The organism is Nostoc sp. EspVER01 (assembly GCF_034530635.1).
GTDB lineage: Bacteria > Cyanobacteriota > Cyanobacteriia > Cyanobacteriales > Nostocaceae > Nostoc.
Genome location: NZ_JAVRCS010000015.1, coordinates 123,902 through 141,845, shown reverse-complemented (window position 1 = coordinate 141,845; position 17,944 = coordinate 123,902). Strand labels below are relative to the sequence as shown.

At 41.9% G+C, this 17,944-nt stretch carries 19 protein-coding genes; 11 read left to right on the top strand and 8 right to left on the bottom strand.

The window, feature by feature from the left end; all coding sequences use genetic code 11:
• The first annotated feature begins 60 nt into the window (after positions 1-60).
• The 5 genes from RMX69_RS15485 to RMX69_RS15465 all read left to right on the top strand — a co-directional run bounded on the left by RMX69_RS15485 (position 61) and on the right by RMX69_RS15465 (position 6,213).
• The gene (locus RMX69_RS15485) at positions 61-528 is read left to right on the top strand and encodes a MarR family winged helix-turn-helix transcriptional regulator (protein ID WP_289797256.1); all 468 of its coding nucleotides are present in this window, start codon (positions 61-63) and stop codon (positions 526-528) included.
• Between the two features lie 162 nt (positions 529-690).
• Positions 691-2,127 carry an HlyD family secretion protein gene (locus tag RMX69_RS15480; protein WP_322637970.1) on the top strand — a complete coding sequence of 479 codons (1,437 nt, stop codon included), beginning with the start codon at positions 691-693 and terminating at the stop codon, positions 2,125-2,127.
• Positions 2,128-2,395: 268 nt separating this feature from the next.
• Positions 2,396-3,655, top strand: coding sequence for an MFS transporter (locus RMX69_RS15475; protein ID WP_289797254.1), 1,260 nt, complete (start codon positions 2,396-2,398; stop codon positions 3,653-3,655).
• Between the two features lie 332 nt (positions 3,656-3,987).
• Positions 3,988-5,583 carry a DHA2 family efflux MFS transporter permease subunit gene (locus RMX69_RS15470; protein ID WP_322637969.1) on the top strand — a complete coding sequence of 532 codons (1,596 nt, stop codon included), beginning with the start codon at positions 3,988-3,990 and terminating at the stop codon, positions 5,581-5,583.
• A 48-nt stretch (positions 5,584-5,631) separates the two neighbouring features.
• Positions 5,632-6,213, top strand: a complete 582-nt coding sequence (locus RMX69_RS15465) for a Uma2 family endonuclease (protein ID WP_322637968.1) — start codon at positions 5,632-5,634, stop codon at positions 6,211-6,213.
• Here RMX69_RS15465 and RMX69_RS15460 read toward each other — a convergent pair.
• The 3 genes from RMX69_RS15460 to acs all read right to left on the bottom strand — a co-directional run bounded on the left by RMX69_RS15460 (position 6,210) and on the right by acs (position 10,531).
• The gene (locus tag RMX69_RS15460; protein WP_322637967.1) at positions 6,210-6,989 is read right to left on the bottom strand and encodes a Uma2 family endonuclease; all 780 of its coding nucleotides are present in this window, start codon (positions 6,987-6,989) and stop codon (positions 6,210-6,212) included. The genes RMX69_RS15465 and RMX69_RS15460 overlap by 4 nt on opposite strands.
• Before the next feature lie 560 nt (positions 6,990-7,549).
• On the bottom strand, positions 7,550-8,230 hold the full coding sequence (locus RMX69_RS15455; protein WP_322637966.1) for a tetratricopeptide repeat protein: 681 nt from the start codon (positions 8,228-8,230) through the stop codon (positions 7,550-7,552).
• Between the two features lie 327 nt (positions 8,231-8,557).
• Complete coding sequence (gene acs, locus RMX69_RS15450) at positions 8,558-10,531, bottom strand: acetate--CoA ligase (RefSeq protein WP_322637965.1); 1,974 nt, start codon at positions 10,529-10,531, stop codon at positions 8,558-8,560.
• Positions 10,532-10,763: 232 nt separating this feature from the next.
• On the opposite strand from acs, the gene RMX69_RS15445 reads away from it, so the two are divergent.
• The 4 genes from RMX69_RS15445 to RMX69_RS15430 all read left to right on the top strand — a co-directional run bounded on the left by RMX69_RS15445 (position 10,764) and on the right by RMX69_RS15430 (position 13,457).
• The gene (locus tag RMX69_RS15445) at positions 10,764-11,426 is read left to right on the top strand and encodes a restriction endonuclease subunit R (RefSeq protein WP_322637964.1); all 663 of its coding nucleotides are present in this window, start codon (positions 10,764-10,766) and stop codon (positions 11,424-11,426) included.
• Positions 11,427-11,456: 30 nt separating this feature from the next.
• Complete coding sequence (locus RMX69_RS15440) at positions 11,457-12,185, top strand: Uma2 family endonuclease (protein ID WP_322637963.1); 729 nt, start codon at positions 11,457-11,459, stop codon at positions 12,183-12,185.
• Between the two features lie 92 nt (positions 12,186-12,277).
• Positions 12,278-12,967, top strand: coding sequence for a hypothetical protein (locus tag RMX69_RS15435; protein WP_322637962.1), 690 nt, complete (start codon positions 12,278-12,280; stop codon positions 12,965-12,967).
• Positions 12,968-13,034: 67 nt separating this feature from the next.
• Positions 13,035-13,457 carry a hypothetical protein gene (locus RMX69_RS15430; protein WP_322637961.1) on the top strand — a complete coding sequence of 141 codons (423 nt, stop codon included), beginning with the start codon at positions 13,035-13,037 and terminating at the stop codon, positions 13,455-13,457.
• Positions 13,458-13,564: 107 nt separating this feature from the next.
• Here the strand turns inward: RMX69_RS15430 and RMX69_RS15425 are convergent, their stop codons facing one another.
• The 4 genes from RMX69_RS15425 to RMX69_RS29450 are packed head-to-tail and all read right to left on the bottom strand — an operon-like array spanning position 13,565 to position 14,180.
• On the bottom strand, positions 13,565-13,816 hold the full coding sequence (locus RMX69_RS15425) for a type II toxin-antitoxin system RelE/ParE family toxin (protein ID WP_322637960.1): 252 nt from the start codon (positions 13,814-13,816) through the stop codon (positions 13,565-13,567).
• Entirely contained in the window at positions 13,813-13,938 is a 126-nt protein-coding gene (locus RMX69_RS15420) for a hypothetical protein (RefSeq protein ID WP_322637959.1), read from the bottom strand. Before RMX69_RS15420 ends, RMX69_RS15425 begins: the two co-directional genes overlap by 4 nt.
• Before the next feature lie 18 nt (positions 13,939-13,956).
• Positions 13,957-14,082 carry a DUF6887 family protein gene (locus RMX69_RS15415; protein ID WP_322637958.1) on the bottom strand — a complete coding sequence of 42 codons (126 nt, stop codon included), beginning with the start codon at positions 14,080-14,082 and terminating at the stop codon, positions 13,957-13,959.
• Positions 14,079-14,180, bottom strand: coding sequence for a DUF6888 family protein (locus RMX69_RS29450; protein ID WP_409877980.1), 102 nt, complete (start codon positions 14,178-14,180; stop codon positions 14,079-14,081). Before RMX69_RS29450 ends, RMX69_RS15415 begins: the two co-directional genes overlap by 4 nt.
• Before the next feature lie 199 nt (positions 14,181-14,379).
• Here RMX69_RS29450 and RMX69_RS15410 point away from each other — a divergent pair, with 199 nt between their 5' ends.
• On the top strand, positions 14,380-15,102 hold the full coding sequence (locus RMX69_RS15410; protein WP_322637957.1) for a TerC family protein: 723 nt from the start codon (positions 14,380-14,382) through the stop codon (positions 15,100-15,102).
• A gap of 123 nt (positions 15,103-15,225) precedes the next feature.
• Here the strand turns inward: RMX69_RS15410 and ndk are convergent, their stop codons facing one another.
• Positions 15,226-15,675, bottom strand: coding sequence for a nucleoside-diphosphate kinase (gene ndk, locus RMX69_RS15405; protein ID WP_289797237.1), 450 nt, complete (start codon positions 15,673-15,675; stop codon positions 15,226-15,228).
• Between the two features lie 231 nt (positions 15,676-15,906).
• Here ndk and speA point away from each other — a divergent pair, with 231 nt between their 5' ends.
• Positions 15,907-17,922 (top strand): biosynthetic arginine decarboxylase, encoded by a 2,016-nt coding sequence (gene speA / locus RMX69_RS15400; protein ID WP_289797236.1) that lies wholly within the window; start codon positions 15,907-15,909, stop codon positions 17,920-17,922.
• Positions 17,923-17,944 lie beyond the last annotated feature (22 nt).

Sequence of the window (17,944 nt, the reverse complement as noted above, 5' to 3'; positions counted from 1 at the left end):
TATTGCTAAAAAAGCTCAATTTAGCTATGATAATATTACGCATACTAAGTATTTTGCTAAATGGTTTCTACATCTAATCACTCCCCAACCTTAGATTCGTGGCAGCAAAATCTGGCACCATACAATTTGGGCTACAGAATCAAATTAGTCTCACAACTGTTGAGTCGCAAATTTACTGAGAGGCTAGAACCTTTTGGATTGACGCCATTTCATTGGTTAGTGTTGTGCTGTCTTTGGCAAGAAGATGGTTTACCTACTTCTAGTATTGGGGACAAACTCAAACAAGTGGGAGGGACTTTAACAGGCGTACTAGATCGGATGGAAGAACGCGGTTTAGTGCGTCGAGAACGCGACACTCAAGATCGCCGCATCTGGCGAATCTGGCTCACGGATGCAGGTAAGGAACTAGAAGCGGTTTTACCACCAATCGCCGCAGCCGTGCGTGATGAGGCAATGCATGGTATTTCCTTTGCCGATCGAGAACTGTTTTCCCAAATCTTGAATCGAGCGATCGCTAACCTTTCCTAAAGATAATCCCATAATCACCCGACCGGGGGAAGCTCTGTAAAAATTTGTTTTGAGATAATATTACGCATACTAAGGAAATAAGGATTTTTTTCAAACAATATTACGCATTCTAAATAAACGACTATTAATCAAGTTATTGAACGAGCAAGAGAGTTAAGAATCATGGGTGCTAATACTTTTAACGGACGCAACGGACACAAAACCCCAATTTTAGAAAAAGAAGTGGTTCCCGATTTAGAGAGTTTAGAAACTGTTACCACAGAAGCACCTGAAATCGAGAAAGAAGTTCCACCGAAACGCAAAAGACCGACTGGTTTAATTTTGGCAGGATTAGGTGTGGGTGCGATCGCCGCAGGTACTTTTGGTTTTCACTACTGGCAATACGCCTCTACCCACCAGGAAACAGACAACGCCACCGTTGCGGGAAATATTCACCAAGTTAGTAGTCGCATTCCCGGAACAGTAAGTGAAGTGCTGGTGAATGACAACCAACTGGTACAACCGGGACAATTGTTGGTGAAGTTAGATCCACGGGACTATGAAAGTAAGGTGCAACAAGCACAAGCAGCCCTCGAAAATGCTCGTAGTCAAGCGCAAGCGGCTCAAGCAAATATTGCTTTGAGTTCACAAACCACCACTGGTAAGACAACTCAAGCGCAAGGAGATGTCAGTAGTGCAGTAGCAGCAATTTCTACAGCCCAAGCAGCAGTACAAGAAGCCCAAGCGGGGATACCAGCAGCACAAGCAGCAGTACAAGAAGCTCAAGCTGGGATTCCTACATCTCTTGCACAGGTAGCGCAAACAAACGCCAATTTGTCAAAAGCTCAAGCAGATTACAATCGTTACAACGAATTGTATAAAACAGGTGCGATTCCTCGTCAGCAACTAGATACAGCCAAAGCTGCTTATGATGTGGCTACGGCACAGAAAAACGCCGCGATTCAGGGAGTAGAACAAGCCAAAGCCAAGTTAGCCTCCGCCAAAGTTGGTGTTGCCCAAGCCCAGTCTCAGTTAGCACAGGCGCAAGAAAATGTCACTAACGCCCAAGCTAAATTAGCAGCATCTAAGGGAGGATTGCAACAAGCGACCGCCGGGGGACAAGATACCACAGTTAAGCGTAGTCAATATGAAGCAGCAAAAGCAGCGATCGCGCAATCAGAAGCATCGCTCAAAGATGCACAATTGCAACTATCTTATGCCAATGTTACCGCCCCCAGTGCTGGACGGGTAGGTAGGAAAAATGTGGAAGTTGGCAACCGCGTCGCAGTAGGAACACCATTAATGGCGATCGTGGATAACAACTATTGGGTAGTTGCCAATTTCAAAGAAACTCAACTAGAAAAGATGCGGCCAGGAGAGCCAGTAGAAATCAAGCTAGATAGTTTCCCTCATCATACCTTTATCGGTCGTGTTGACAGTATTTCGCCAGCTTCTGGCGCTCAGTTTGCCTTATTGCCACCAGATAATGCTACAGGTAACTTTACTAAAGTCGTCCAACGCATTCCCGTTAAAATAGTTTTCGACCAAAAGAGCATTCAAGGATACGAATCGCGGATTACTCCGGGGATGTCTGCGGAAGTTGCGGTGGAAGTCAAGTAATATCATGTCCCTCAAATTACCCATAAGAAAAGAACCCCAACCCCACCCCCTCTCCGCTTGCGGGGAGGGGAGCTAAAAGCACAGCTTTGGCGAGGTGGGGTTCCAAGTTTTATGGTTAATTGCTCGGACATCATTAATACCAAATTGCCTGCAAAACAGATGAAAAACCTCTTTCTAACTGTGATATGTTTCTACATCTACGGAGAGGGATATAAAGATGAGGTGAGATGATATCTATGAAAGCAGATTGGTATAAAGCAAGCCTGACATGAAAAAATCGCTACTACCTGCATTAAGGTCAAGAAACTACCAGCTGTTTTTTGCTGGGCAAGGTATTTCCCTAATTGGGACGTGGATGACGCAACTTGCCACAATTTGGCTAGTTTATGACTTGACAAAATCCCCATTAATGCTGGGAGTTGTGGGATTTTCTAGTCAAATTCCTAACTTTTTTTTAGCTCCCTTTGGCGGAGTATTTGTAGATCGCTTTTCTCGGTATCGTACCTTAATTGGTACGCAAGTCTTGGCGATGATTCAATCGTTAACATTAGCAGCGCTGGCGTTAACTGGAGTGATTGAGGTATGGCACATCATCGCCTTGAGTTTGTTTCAAGGATTTATTAACGCCTTAGATGCGCCAGCCCGTCAAGCTTTTGTGCCAGAATTAGTTGAACGCAGAGAAGATTTAGCCAATGCGATCGCTATTAATTCCACGATGTTCAACGGTGCTAGATTAATTGGCCCTGCGATCGGGGGTTTATTAATTGCTAGGGTTGGAACTGGCTATTGTTTTTTAATTGATGGTTTGAGCTACATTGCTGTAATCGCCGCTTTATTGGCAATGAAAGTTAAACCTTGGAAAAATTCGGTAACTGCCGGTAATCCCTTACAAAAAGTCAAAGAGGGATTTGTATATGCCTTTAGCTTCCCACCCATTCGATCCGTCTTGTTGCTATCAGCCTTAGTCAGCCTGATGGGACTGCAAAACACTATTCTTGTCCCAGTTATTGCCGAACAAGTTCTCAAAGGTGGTGCAGAAAGTTTGGGTTTTTTGATGGCGGCATCTGGAGTTGGAGCCTTAACTGGTGGTATTTATCTAGCTACGCGCCAAACAATCTTAGGAATTGGGAAATTGATTGCTCTAGCTCCAGCAATTTTAGGAACTGGTTTAATTGCCTTTTCTTTATCTAGATTTTTACCACTCTCTTTATTTACAATGTTATTTGTTGGCTTAGGAACAATTCTCCAGATTGCTGCTAGCAACACATTTTTACAAACCATTGTTGAAGACGATAAACGCGGGCGATTGATGAGCTTATACACAATGTCATTCTTGGGAATGATTCCAGTAGGTAATTTATTAGGAGGTTTCCTAGCAAGTCGTATTGGCGCTCCCAACACTTTAATTATTGATGGAATAGCTTGTATTTTAGGGTCAATTATTTTTAGCAGACAGTTACCTGCTTTAAGGAAAATAATGCGTCCAATTTATGAGCAAAAGGGGATTATTACGACTCAAGAAGTTTAAGATAAATAACTGTGCTTAAATCTGCTTTATATTTATCTTAATGGAACTTTCCATAGCAATTATTTTTTAATTTTTAGAGGATGTCTGAAAAGTTTTTTTGTATACATCTAACCCTTGGAGATCCCCCTAAATCCCCCTTAAAAAGGGGGACTTTAAGACTCTTGTTCCCCCCTTTTTTTAAGGGGGGTTAGGGGGGATCAAGAAATATTTGATACTTCTCAGACATCCTCTTAGCGTTGCTGATTCAAGCTTACGCAGAGGCAGAGAACATATTAGTATAAGATTTCATCATAAAATTTTTTGCTACTTAACCTTAAAACTGGAATAAAGTTATGGCTAATACAGGTGTAATTCGTCAGCAAGGGCAAAATCCTGCTTTACCACCAGAGCGTGTACCGCTAAGAACCTGGATTGGTGTATTAGCCAGTATGCTTGGTGCATTTATGGCGGTATTGGATATTCAAATAACTAATGCTTCGCTGCAAGATATTCAAGCAAGTTTAGGAGCAACTCTCGAAGAAGGTTCTTGGATTTCTACCGCGTATCTTGTAGCAGAAATTGTGGTAATTCCTCTAACAGGATGGTTATCACGAGTATTTTCTCTGCAACGTTATTTATTAGTCAATACTGCACTCTTTATCTTCTTTTCTATATGCTGTGCTTGGTCATGGGATCTTAATTCCATGATTTTATTTCGCGCCTTGCAAGGTTTTAGCGGAGGAGTTTTAATTCCCACTGCTATGACAGTTGTCTTAACAACTTTACCCCAATCAAAACAATCAGTCGGACTGGCTGCATTTGGGTTTAGTGCAGTTTTTGCGCCCTCAATTGGCCCGACATTAGGAGGTTGGTTAACCGAAAATTTTGGTTGGGAATACAACTTTTATATAAATGTAATTCCAGGGGCATTAATGCTAGCTGGTGTTTGGTACGGAATTAAGCAAGAAAAACCCCAAATTAATTTACTCAAACAAGGTGACTGGTGGGGAATTATTGCGATGGCTATTGGCTTAGGTTCCCTACAAGTTGTTTTAGAAGAAGGTAGCCGCAAAGATTGGTTTGGTTCAGGGTTAATTGTGCGCTTAAGTATAATTGCAGGAATTTTCTTGGCGATATTTTTCTATATTGAATTAACTCGTAAGCAACCATTTATTAATTTGCGGCTTTTGTTTAGGCGCAACTTTGGTTTAGCTAGTATTGTCAATGTGTCGCTGGGCGTAGGATTGTATGGTTCAATTTATATTTTACCGTTGTATCTCGCCCAAATTCAAAAATACAATGCGCTGCAAATTGGTGAAGTGTTGATTTGGGCTGGTATTCCCCAACTATTTATTATTCCCCTCATACCCAAATTGATGCAACGCATTGATGTGCGCTTAATGGTGGCTGTTGGTGTCACTTTATTTTCCATCAGTGCATTTATGAACTCTGGAATGACTAATGAAACAGGATTAGATCAATTACGGTGGTCGCAATTTGTGCGTGCAATGGGACAACCCCTAATTATGGTTCCGCTAACTTCTATTGCTACTGCTAGTTTGAGTCCGAAAGAAGCAGGTTCGGCAAGTGGTTTATTTAATATGATGCGGAATCTAGGCGGTTCTATAGGAATTGCTTCTTTAGCGACTTTATTAACAAATAGAGAACAATTTCACTCGAATAGATTGGGTGATGGAGTATCTTTATATAACCCAGAAACTCAACAGCGAATTGACCAAATGACGCAGTATTTTATTAGTCGTGGAGCAGATTTAAATACAGCCCAAAATCAAGCGATCGCATCTATATCCAATATAGTCCGTCGGGAAGCATTTGTAATGGCTTTTAACGATTGTTTCTACTTTATTGGTATTGCATTATTACTCAGTGGGATTGCTATTTTATTCCTCAAAAAAGTGAAGCCAACTGGTGGCGCTGTGGCTCATTAGATTTGTTGTATGGGTTAAAATATTTGATAAAACTACTCAGGTACTAAAATGGTCATTAGCCAAAGTGAGTACTATATCTCTCCAGAAGAATATTTAGAAGGCGAGAAAGTAAGTGAAATTAAACACGAGTATATTGATGGACAAGTCTATGCAATGGCAGGGGCGAGTGATGCTCATGTTACTGTAGTAGGAAACTTGTTTGTACTGCTGCGAAACCATCTCCGGGGTAGTGCTTGCCGTGTCTATATGTTAGATATGAAAGCACAAATTGAGGTCATAAATCGCTATTTTTATCCCGACGTAATGGTGACTTACGATCCACGAGATAAAGAATTTGAATATTTTAAGTGCTATCCTTCCTTAATTATCGAAGTGCTTTCTGAATCAACCGAAGGCTATGACAGAGGAAAGAAATTTGCTAGTTATCGACACTTAGAATCACTACAAGAATATGTGCTAATTTCACCAGATCGAATGAGTGTAGAATGCTTCCGCCGCAACGAACAAGGACAGTGGGTACTTTACCCTTATGAACAAGCGGGAGAAGTGCATTTAGCTAGCGTTGATTTTCGTTGTGCGATCGCAGAAATATATGAAGATGTATTATTAGTAGATGAGAATATTTCCTAATCCAACATTTCTGGATCAATTCCTAAAGCCTTGAGTTGTTCAGCAGAAAGCGATCGCAATTTCTCTGTAATTAAAAGCCGCTTCTGTCGTTCAGTTTCAGCCCTTTGTTGCTCAACTTCCGCCCGTTCCTCACCCGTTAGCAGTAAATTTCCTTGTGCATTCCACCAGCGCAACCAAGGTAACTCTGCATTCTGATAAAATCCTTGCCAGATTCCTAACTCTACACCCATAGGAGCAATTGGATAATGTCCTCGTTCATTGGGTTGCATCAGTTGATAACTATTATCAACTAGGTGGTAAACTTCCACTTGAGCTTTTGCTACTTCATAAATCCCATAATAAGGCACTCTAATTGCCTGCTCATAAACCCAAAACTTACCAACATTTCCACCTTCCCCTTGAGATGGCGATCTGTTATTTCTTTCTTCTGAACCATCTCCAGAGACAAATTCAATTACAATTAAGGGTGCAATAAACTCCTTCCACAACACATAAGAACGCCGTGTTTTACCATCGAGAGTAGATGGTACATTGGGTACATAAAACCAGTCTGGTGCTTCAGCCCCTTTCTCTGGAGGATCTGTCAATCGCCAGTAGATGCCTAAATCCTGTCCAATACAATATTGACTATCAGGATAAAGTTCCTCTAAGACAAGTTTAATCGAGTCAGTGAGTAAAATACTTTGGGGATGCTCTTGCCAGTTTTTCACGAATGTACCATCTGAGTCTGGTAACTGGGTGTGATCGGGTAAAGTTAATGCCGATAGGAAAGTCATAGGCTTTAACGAAGGTTTGTCTGATTTTTATTGTAGATTGCTATTTTGCTATTCTTGAATAGACGTGCGACTAAGTTAGATGCCATTTATATAACAAAAGTCAATCTTTCTATATGAAAAAAGCTATTACGATTACTGCGAATATTCTCTATATCCTCACAATCATTCGCATTCGGCTTAACTATAGATAATAGAAAATGAGAACCTATTGCTCGTAAATCGTATGGGATTACATAAGTTGGTATATCAAAAATCCATCCTATGCCTGCCCATACAGTATTTTCCGAACGTTCCCAGACTACTCTTGTGTATCCCCCATTCATGTGAAAAATCACTCTTACAGTTTCTCTGGCTAACAGAAATATTTCATTCATGACAATACAATTATTCTGTTTTGATGCTTTTTAGAGGGTGGGCTAGCCCACCCCACAATAATTACAAGCCAGATGCCAAATTCCGTAGTAATGGATGCATAATACCCGATCACACTTCTGGCAAAGCATCCTTAAAGCCGATCGCAGCAACTATTCTTAACTTTTATCCACTGAATAATATGATTTTCAGGAAACACTAGGATCTTCAGCAGTTTTGATCTCTTTTAAAATTCGTTCTACTTGGTTAACTTTTTCACCTCTATTCTGTGATTTGAAAATATTTAAAGCTTTTTCTAAAGAAGATAGCGCCTCGTCTTTTTTATTTGTTTGCCACAATGCTAGTGCAAAATTAGTCAACCCTTCGCCATAATTAGGATTAATTTCCAGAGCTTTTTTATATTCAGTAATGGCTTCTTCCCAACGACTTTGGCTTGCGTAAACAATACCAATCGCATTGTAAGCTAGAGCGTATTTTGGCCGGAGGCGAATGGCTTCTCGAAAGGAGCTAATTGCATCTTCTGGTTTCTTTTGCCGAAAAAGTACATTTCCCAGTTGAAAGTGTCCGAAAGCATCGTCTGGGAATTTTTTAATTAATTTGCGTAAATTTTCTTCTGCACCTGTTAAGTCTCCCTGGCTAAATAAACCATTGGCTTGTTGCAGGAGTTGCGATCGCTCTGGTGTTCCTGTGCCTGAAAATTGTGCTAGTTTTTGTGGTTGTCTCTGTGCAGACTGTTCTGGCGAATGTAAAGAAACTTGTCCAGGAACCGCTAAGACTAATGGTGATATACCCATTACACTGATAATACTCAGCATCATGCAGCCAATAGGTTGAACAAATGCTGATTTGGATTTGCACTTCACCTTCATCGCCCTGAATGCCTCAATAATGTTCTAATCTTTATGATAAATTGGCCTGCGTTAGCGCGTAATGCATCACAAGACAGACGGTAAGGGCAGCATATACGTCATAGGTGTCAACTTAAGGCTAAACCCGCTTGTTGACAGCGTTTTACCCTCACCCCCAGCCCTCTCCCATCCGTGAGAGGGGAGCTAGACATTCAATTCCCCTTCTCCCTAGGGAGAAGAGGGGATGAGGGCGTGAGGGATTTGCAAAACGCCTGTCCGATATAGTTTTCGGCTTAAGTTGACACTAATGCATATATGTGCGCCCTTCTTAAGCTAATCTGAAATTATTTACACACCTTCTCGTAACTTATCCAATACACTCCGATCTTCCAATGTCGAAGTGTCTCCAGATACCTCTTGTCCAGCAGCTAGATTCCGCAGCAAGCGCCGCATAATCTTACCCGATCGCGTTTTGGGCAAAGCGTCTGTAAAGCGAATTTCTCCGGGACGTGCGATCGCACCTATTTCTTTGACAACGTGTAGTTTGAGTTCTTTAATCAGTTCCTCACTTCCCTGATAAGTGCCTTCTAGAGTCACAAAAGCAACGACTTCTTCACCCTTAAGTTCATCGGGTTTACCCACTACTGCCGCTTCTGCAACCGCTGGATGCGAAACTAAAGCTGATTCTACTTCCATTGTACCGAGTCGGTGTCCTGAAACATTCAGTACATCATCCACACGACCCATTACCCAGAAGTAACCGTCTTCATCTTGTCTTGCACCATCACCGGCAAAGTAAGTATAGTTACCATTTTGGGGCGGAATGTGTTCCCAGTAGGTGCGGCGGAAGCGTTCTGGATCGCCGTAGACTGTCCGCATCATTCCTGGCCAGGGATGTCGCACTGCTAGATAACCGCCTTCGTTATTGGGTACGGTGTTTCCTTCTAAATCCACGACATCTGCAATAATTCCAGGGAAGGGAAGGGTTGCCGAACCAGGTTTGGTGGGAATTGCCCCTGGTAGTGGTGTAATCATGATACCGCCGGTTTCCGTTTGCCACCAAGTATCAACTATTGGACAACGTTCTCCACCAATAACTTTGTGATACCACATCCAAGCTTCCGGGTTAATTGGTTCGCCAACGGTTCCCAACAAACGCAATGAAGACAAGTTTCGCGCATTCGGATGGTGTTCACCCATCTTAATAAATGCCCGAATTGCCGTAGGTGCGGTATAAAAAATATTCACGCCGTATTTTTCAATTACATCCCAGAAGCAGCCAGGATTAGAAGTCCGGGGCGCACCTTCATACATTATCGTGGTTGCACCATTGGAAAGGGGGCCGTAGACAATGTAGCTGTGCCCAGTAATCCAACCGACATCGGCAGTACACCAGTATACATCTGTGTCTTGGAGGTCGAATATCCACTTAGTGGTGATATGGGTATACAAATTATAACCAGCAGTTGTATGCACTACGCCCTTCGGTTTGCCTGTGCTGCCAGAAGTGTAAAGGACAAACAGCATATCTTCGCTGTCCATTGGTTCGGCCGGACAATCTGCTGATACTCCTTTTTGCAAATCATGCCACCAATGATCGCGTCCCCCCAACTGCATATTAGTTTCTTGTCCGGTGCGCTTGACAACTAGGACGTTTTCTACACTGGGAACAGCACCATCAGCTAAGGCTTTGTCTACCTGTTCTTTAAGAGGAACGATCGCATCTTTGCGCCAACCACCATCAGCCGTGATTACCAGTTTAGCCTGAGCATCAATTAAGCGATCGCGCAAAGCTTCGGCACTAAAACCACCAAATACCACACTGTGGGGTGCGCCAATTCGGGCACAGGCTAACATTGCGATCGCAGCTTCGGGAATCATCGGCATATAAATACCAACGCGATCGCCTTTTTGTACACCCAGTTGCTTCAATACATTGGCGAATTGGCAAACTTCCCGATGGAGTTGGGCGTAGGTAAGGGTACGGGAATCACCTGGTTCTCCTTCCCAAATCAGTGCTGCTTTATTTTTGCGCCAGGTAGTGAGATGTCTGTCAAGACAGTTGTAAGAAATATTTATCTTACCACCAACGAACCACTTAGCAAAAGGTGGTTGCCAGTCTAATACTGTATCCCATTTTTGGAACCATTCTAATTCTTTTCCAGCCAAATCTGCCCAAAATTCTTGCGGATTGGCTTTGGCTTGAGCGTAGAGACGCTGATAATCTTCCAGGCTTTTGATATGGGCATTCTGCGAGAATTCCGAGGCAGGATGGAAGAGGCGATTCTCTTGTAGGATTGATTCTATAGTTGGTTGAGACATGGTTAGTTATGAGTGCGATCGCTATTGTTACTAAAAACCATTTTTAGCCCAGTTGTGCTAGACAATGTTTAGATTTTCGTTAAGCTGGGTAGAAATTGCCGAGTTATTTAGTTTACATTCATTTTCATCTAGCAAAAGCAAGCGATCAAGAAAGTTAAAAAGGTTACATTGCAACCTATCTACTGCCAATGTTGCAAAATATAAGTAGTCTTGACAAACAAAGTCTGAAACTATGCTCCTCACCGTCGAAGGTAGCAGCTTATCTCTCAACGATGTTCATCGCTTTCTCAAATTAGAAAAGCTTTCCAATGGTTCATTTACAGATTTCTTAAGGCTAGAACCACTCTCTGACTTTGAACAGCAGGATTTATTACGAATCAGAAACGACTTTGATCGTTATTTAAGTGCAGGTAAAATTTCTGAAGGGTTGGTTAAATTCTTAACGATCGCACCCTTAATGCGGCTCTCAGGATTCTACGATGTGCCAATTCGGTTGACAATGGAAGATAGCATTGCGATGCCTGCGGCGGTAAACAACGCAGTCGAAGATGAAGACAAAAGAATTACCGGGCGGATGGATATTTTAGCAATCAACAGTCCTCAAAGTAATATTGCGCCGCCTTTTTGGGTTGTAGTAATTGAAACGAAAAATAGTGCGGTTGAAGTAGGTGAGGGTTTACCTCAATTACTCACTTATGCCTTTAAAAGTTTAGCCCAACAACCATCAGTTTGGAGTTTGGCAACTAACGGATTGCGTTATCAATTTGTTTATTTAAGACATGAACAGCAACCAACTTATCAGTTAATGCCATTATTAAATCTGAATGAGTCTCCCGGTGCAATTAAGTTATTACAAGTTCTTAAAAGCATCTGCAAGTTACCAAATTTTCAGTAAAATGAACGTATAATTGCGGGGCGATCACTGATGTCTGAACCTGCTGCCCTAGAAATCATCTCTGATGGTATTTCAGAAGACGAAGTTATTTTTCCTCCTGGTGATATACTAAGTGACGAGCCACCTTTGGAAAGTGATATACACCGAGAACAAATCGATTTACTGATTCGCATCCTCAAATTATGGTGGCGAGATCGGCAAGACTTTTATGCTTCTGGCAATTTGACGATTTACTATAGTCCTAACCAGAAAAAATCAGAACATTTCCGTGGCCCAGACTTTTTTGTAGTTTTGGGAACCCAAAAAAAAGACCGTAAGAGTTGGGTAGTCTGGCAAGAAGACGGCAAATATCCCAACTTGATTGTGGAAATTTTGTCAAGTTCAACGACAGCAGTTGATAAAGGTTTAAAAAAACAAGTTTACCAAGATACCTTCCGTACACCAGATTATTTCTGGTTTGACCCTGTAACAATGGAACTTCAAGGATTCCATTTAGTTGACGGTAAGTATCAAGAAATCCAAGTAACCACTGATGGACGTTTGTGGAGTCAGCAGTTAGAACTTTATTTAGGAGTTTATGAAGGTAAATTAAGATTCTTCACTACTGAAAATCAATTAATACTATCATCAGAGGAATTGGCGGAACTTGAACGTTTGCGTGCCGAACAGGCAGAAGAACGCGCCAAACGAGCAGAGCAAGAAATTGCTCGACTGCGCGAGGCTTTACGTATACAGGGCATCGACCTAGAGAATATTTGATTACATCAGGAAACGAACTAAAGACACTTTCAAGTTAAAATCTAGTTATCAATGTGTAAAAAAAGCGTAATCTTCTGAAAGTAGGGCATCGATTGCAAGCACAAGAAATCAAGGATCAGCTAAAGTCCCTTATCGAGCAAGCCTCCTCGATAGATCATAATTTAGCGAGAAGATTAGATGAAATCAATCGTTGGGTAAAAAACATCAAGCCAGGTTCCCTGACTGCAAAACCCTTTGTCATCGCCTTTCTGCTAGAGGTGATTACGGATTCGACAATATGGCTGATGATAAAATCCTTACCTTCAGAAGAGGAACAAAACGCAAAGTTCGAGATGATGACACCGATTGAGAGATATTGGTATGGTTATCTCTTTCCCAGATGGTTTAATGCAAGTGACTCCAAGTTTTATATTTGGAAGCAAAAATTGATGGCGGGTGAATTTAATCAGGTTGATAATGATATCATTAGATCAATAGCACAAGATATTGTTCAGCGAGAGGGTAGTTTTTGGCAGCGTTATATTGCCGACCTTTCTATGGCAACAGATTTAATTGTTAGTCGTAACAATCAACCACTGTGCATTCAAGTTACCAGTGTTAGTGAAGAACTCAATCACCAAAAGTACCAAGCTTGGCAAAATACACTGCGATCGTGGGAAATAGAGAGAGGATTGTTCTTAAGTTACAATCCCAAGGATACTAATTTTGTGAACCAGTTAGTCAACGTGGCCCTGTACAACAGTGATTACCTTTCTGGTGGCAAATATTTAAAATTTTCGTGAAATTTCAGGAATTTGATATTTCAGATTTGTGTCTAGCCTATATACTTACGTGCTAATTACAGCTTCTATGGCTAATAAAAGAGAAACTCACTGCAACAATCAAGTAGATACGTTTGCTGAAGCTTTAGCGACAGCGCGACAAATGCAGCAGAACTGGCTGACTTATGGAGTTGATTTTGTCAATATTTACGTTGAAGATGTGGAGGGAGACTGGCTAGAAACGTGGGGACATGATGAAATATTAAGTAATTTTCAATTAGATACTATTAAAGAATTTCTGGTAAGTAATGATAGTGTAGCTGTGAGGGTAAGAGAGCATTTAGGAGAGCGATCGCTGTTTGATTTTGCCGTAAACTTAGATGAATCGTGGAGAATTTCTGAAATAGATGACAGGCTATCTGCGGTGAAAAATCTGTTAGCTGGTGAAGTAAATAGGATTGATACAGATTTAGCAAATAGTCTGGTGGTAAAGTTGGCAGAGATTTTGTGAAATATGGAATTGCTTAATGGTAGAGTAAATTTTGAACTAAAGGGTTTTGATGTTTTATTTTAGTTGCGATTGGGTAGCATATAGGCGATCGCTTTTCTAGATAAGCTTTAATAATCTTTGAGATGTGCAATCTTTATCACTGTTACTAGCAAAGGTTGATCCTCAATCTGGTAAATAATGCGGTATTCACCCAAACGAACCTTATACAACCGTTCACTATCCTTCAATAGATGAGCGTCTTGTGGACGTGGATTTAATGCTAGTTCTTCTAACTTTTGTGCTAGTCGTTGCTGTACCTCTGAGTCCAATTCTGCAATTCTCTGCACAGTTGAAGGTGCTAATGCTACTTGGTAGCTCATATCCCTAGCTCCCTTTTAATTTCTTCAAAGGGTGTTGTCCCTAGCCCTGCAATTTCCTCTAGTGCTGTATAAGCATCTCTTACATCGGCCTCATCTAACCTTGCTTCAATTAGCTCATGCATCTGCTCTGTTGAGGTAATTTAAATCCCTGGTTCTTCTCTAAGTTTGTCAGTTAATGCATAAAAAGCTTCTTGATCGTCTCGATGTTCCAACACATAAGCTCTTAACTCTTGTTTGGTCATCGCTTGAAAATTTGCCTTAGTCATAAATATCTTACCCTCCCATTTGGCAATATTTCTACTTCAAAGCTTTGTCCAGCCAGAATGTAAATGCGTGTTGTCCGTTCATCCCATTGCGATCGCACTCAGCTAGATGTTAAAACTTTAGATGTATTGACTTATACGCAAATTATCCCATTTGTACTGTGATCGCACACATTTAACCCTCTTCAAAATGCACCACAAGCACGTTAAGCTGAATTAGAGTGGCAATTTATTGCGCTTTTTAACATGAAAATCTCTGTTCTTGTCAAATTTTAATTTTTTCTGCTTGAGAAACTCGGAATGCTAGACCAAATTTTTGATTACCTCGACTTTCATTTCAGCCTTGAAGCACTTATAGTTCTGGCGATCCTGGTGCTTTTAGAGGCGCTGTTATCTGCCGACAATGCCATCGCCCTGGCTGCGATCGCTAGGGGGCTGGAAGACAAAGAACTTGAGCGTAAAGCTTTGAACTTTGGTTTAGTCGTTGCCTATGTGCTGCGAATCAGCCTGATTCTCACTGCCACTTGGGTACAACAATTCTGGCAATTTGAATTATTGGGCGCTGCTTATCTGCTGTGGTTAGTATTCCAACACTTTACCTCGGAAGAATCCAAGGACGATCACCATCACGGGCCGCGGTTTAATTCATTGTTGCAAGCGATACCTGTGATTGCATTTACAGATTTGGCATTTTCTTTGGATAGCGTGACAACTGCGATCGCAGTTTCTCAAGAAAAATGGCTAGTGTTAACGGGTGCAACAATTGGTATTATTACGCTGCGATTCATGGCGGGATTGTTTATTCGTTGGCTAGACGAATACGAAAATTTAGAAGACGCAGGCTATGTAACTGTAGCGTTCGTGGGCTTACGCCTGTTGTTGAAAGTGGTGAACGATAGTTTAGTTCCCCCAGAATGGATCATGATTACTGCCATCTTCCTGATTTTAGGCTGGGGATTTTCTAAGCGCGTTAGTACTGAATTACCCCAAATAGAAGCGGAAAAGAGCGAAGTCTCTAAGTAAGTGAGGAGGAAGGGAGAGTGAGGAGTTAGGAGTGAGGAGTGAGGAGTTAGGAGTTATTAATTAATTATTATGAGTTTTTAACTTTTAACTCCTAACTCCTAACTTTTAACTCCTAACTTCCCCTTACTCGTGCAACCAAGGCGTTAAGTGTGGTTGCCAACTGACCAATTCTTCATCCTTAAACCACAGGGCAATTTCCTGTTGCGCGGTTTCTGGAGCATCAGAACCGTGGATTAAGTTGCGACCAATATTTAGTCCAAAATCGCCGCGAATTGTTCCTGGCTCTGCTGTTAAGGGATTTGTCGCCCCAATAATTTTTCTAGCAGATGCAATAACACCATCACCTTCCCATACCATCGCTACCACTGGGCTAGAAGTGATAAATTCCACTAGACCACCAAAAAAGGGACGTTCTCGGTGAACACCATAGTGTTGTTCAGCCAGTTCCCGACTGACTTTTAGTAACTTTAAACCAACCAGGGTAAAACCTTTGGTTTCAAAGCGACGGATAATTTCACCTACTAATCCCCGCTGGACTCCATCAGGCTTAATTGCTAAAAATGTGCGCTCCATTACGATCTCCCAAAGCTTAATAAAGTTTTTATCTAGTCAATTGTCCTTTGTTCTTTGTCCTTTGTCTAAGGGTTTTGCACTCTTGACTAATGACTAGCGACTAATCACTAATGACACAAGACTCTTGACCAATCAGAGTTTATCTCAGAAATTATCTTTGGGTGCATATACGTTCCCAGATGAATGCGTTAAATTGTTAACTCGTGGGTGAAAAACAGAGGTTAGGAAGAAATGGGTGTTGAGTCAACTGCTACATCTGACGAGGTGGTACAAGTACCGTCCAATGGACAAAAAGAAGTGAAAAATCATAAGCACAAAAAACTGTTACCACCGAGTCCTACCACAGGAGATTTACCTCGCTCCTGGAAAATTGAGGATAGCGAAGCCTTGTACCGCATTGAAGGATGGGGACAACCTTATTTTTCCATTAGCGCTGCGGGTCACGTTACCGTGGCACCCAAGGGCGATCGCGGGGGTTCTCTTGACTTGTTTGAATTGGTCAACTCCATGAAACAGCGCAACTTGGGACTTCCCATGTTGATTCGCTTTTCCGATATTTTGGAAGACCGGATTGAGCGGTTGAATGCTTGTTTTGCCAAAGCGATCGCTCGTTATAATTACCCTGGTGTCTACCGTGGCGTGTTTCCCGTCAAATGCAATCAAGAACGGCATTTGATTGAGGATTTAGTGAAATTTGGCAAACCCCATCAATTTGGTTTAGAAGCCGGTTCCAAGCCAGAATTAATGATTGCTCTGGCTGTGTTGGATACACCAGGAGCATTGTTAGTTTGTAACGGCTACAAAGACCGAGAATACATCGAAACGGCAATGTTAGCCCAAAGACTAGGGCAAACACCAATTATCGTCTTAGAACAGATTGAAGAAGTTGATTTGGTAATTGATGCCAATCGTCAGTTAGGTATTAAACCAATATTAGGTGTTCGTGCTAAACTCAGTACCCAAGGCATGGGACGTTGGGGAACCTCTAGTGGCGATCGCGCTAAATTTGGTTTGACAATGCCTGAAGTAATAGAGGCTGTTGACAAGTTACGGGAAGCTAACCTGCTCGATTCTTTGCAGTTGATGCACTTCCATATCGGCTCACAAATCTCTGCCATCAATGTGATTAAAGATGCTATCCAAGAAGCCAGCCGCATTTATGTGGAATTGGCAATGCTGGGAGCAGATATGAAATACCTTGATGTTGGTGGCGGCTTGGGCGTAGATTACGATGGCTCCCAAACCAACTTCTATGCATCGAAAAATTACAACATGCAGAACTATGCCAACGACATCGTGGCAGAGTTAAAAGATACCTGTGCAGAGCGGCAAATTCCCGTACCAACACTGATTAGTGAAAGTGGACGAGCGATCGCTTCCCATCAGTCGGTGCTGATTTTCGACGTTCTCAGTACTAGTGATGTCCCTCTCGACAACCCAGAACCTCCACAAGAGGGAGAATCCCCGATTATTAATTATCTTTGGGAAACTTACCAATCCATTAACAAAGAGAATTATCAGGAGTTCTACCACGACGCTGCACAATTCAAAGAAGAAGCCATCAGCCGCTTCAACTTAGGAATTTTACGCCTCAGAGAACGAGCCAAAGCCGAACGCCTCTACTGGGCTTGTTGTCAAAAAATTCTTACCATCACTAGACAGCAAGAATACGTACCCGATGAACTGGAAGACTTAGAAAAAATCATGGCTTCCATCTACTACGTGAATATGTCAGTGTTCCAATCAGCACCAGATTGTTGGGCGATCGATCAACTATTCCCGATCATGCCAATCCACCGCTTAGATGAAGAACCAACACGGCGGGGAATTTTGGCAGACCTCACCTGCGACAGTGATGGTAAAATCGACCGCTTTATTGACCTGCGCGATGTCAAGTCGGTTTTAGAACTACACACCTATAAGCCTGGAGAACCCTATTATTTGGGAATGTTTTTGAATGGAGCTTACCAAGAAATCATGGGCAATTTGCACAACCTGTTTGGCGACACCAACGCCGTTCACATCCAATTAACCCCCAAAGGCTACCAAATTGAACACGTTGTCAAAGGTGACACCATGAGTGAAGTAGTAAGCTACGTCCAGTATGATTCCGAAGATATGGTGGAAAACATTCGCCAGCGTTGCGAGAAAGCATTAGAAGAAAAACGCATCACCCTAGCAGAATCTCAACGACTACTGCAAACCTACGAGCAGAGTCTTAGAAGATACACCTACTTAAATAGTTAGGAGTTAGGAGTGAAGAGTTAGG

Coding starts and splice junctions, on each gene's coding strand:
- speA (WP_289797236.1), top strand. CDS start 15,907: ATGGGTGTTGAGTCAACTGCTACATCTGACGAGGTGGTACAAGTACCG.
- acs (WP_322637965.1), bottom strand. CDS start 10,531: ATGTCTCAACCAACTATAGAATCAATCCTACAAGAGAATCGCCTCTTC.
- RMX69_RS15420 (WP_322637959.1), bottom strand. CDS start 13,938: ATGCATGAGCTAATTGAAGCAAGGTTAGATGAGGCCGATGTAAGAGAT.
- RMX69_RS15460 (WP_322637967.1), bottom strand. CDS start 6,989: ATGACTTTCCTATCGGCATTAACTTTACCCGATCACACCCAGTTACCA.
- RMX69_RS15440 (WP_322637963.1), top strand. CDS start 11,457: ATGTCTGAACCTGCTGCCCTAGAAATCATCTCTGATGGTATTTCAGAA.
- RMX69_RS15465 (WP_322637968.1), top strand. CDS start 5,632: ATGGTCATTAGCCAAAGTGAGTACTATATCTCTCCAGAAGAATATTTA.
- RMX69_RS15415 (WP_322637958.1), bottom strand. CDS start 14,082: ATGACTAAGGCAAATTTTCAAGCGATGACCAAACAAGAGTTAAGAGCT.
- ndk (WP_289797237.1), bottom strand. CDS start 15,675: ATGGAGCGCACATTTTTAGCAATTAAGCCTGATGGAGTCCAGCGGGGA.
- RMX69_RS15470 (WP_322637969.1), top strand. CDS start 3,988: ATGGCTAATACAGGTGTAATTCGTCAGCAAGGGCAAAATCCTGCTTTA.
- RMX69_RS15485 (WP_289797256.1), top strand. CDS start 61: ATGGTTTCTACATCTAATCACTCCCCAACCTTAGATTCGTGGCAGCAA.
- RMX69_RS15480 (WP_322637970.1), top strand. CDS start 691: ATGGGTGCTAATACTTTTAACGGACGCAACGGACACAAAACCCCAATT.
- RMX69_RS15430 (WP_322637961.1), top strand. CDS start 13,035: ATGGCTAATAAAAGAGAAACTCACTGCAACAATCAAGTAGATACGTTT.
- RMX69_RS15475 (WP_289797254.1), top strand. CDS start 2,396: ATGAAAAAATCGCTACTACCTGCATTAAGGTCAAGAAACTACCAGCTG.
- RMX69_RS15425 (WP_322637960.1), bottom strand. CDS start 13,816: ATGAGCTACCAAGTAGCATTAGCACCTTCAACTGTGCAGAGAATTGCA.
- RMX69_RS15455 (WP_322637966.1), bottom strand. CDS start 8,230: ATGAAGGTGAAGTGCAAATCCAAATCAGCATTTGTTCAACCTATTGGC.
- RMX69_RS15410 (WP_322637957.1), top strand. CDS start 14,380: ATGCTAGACCAAATTTTTGATTACCTCGACTTTCATTTCAGCCTTGAA.
- RMX69_RS15445 (WP_322637964.1), top strand. CDS start 10,764: ATGCTCCTCACCGTCGAAGGTAGCAGCTTATCTCTCAACGATGTTCAT.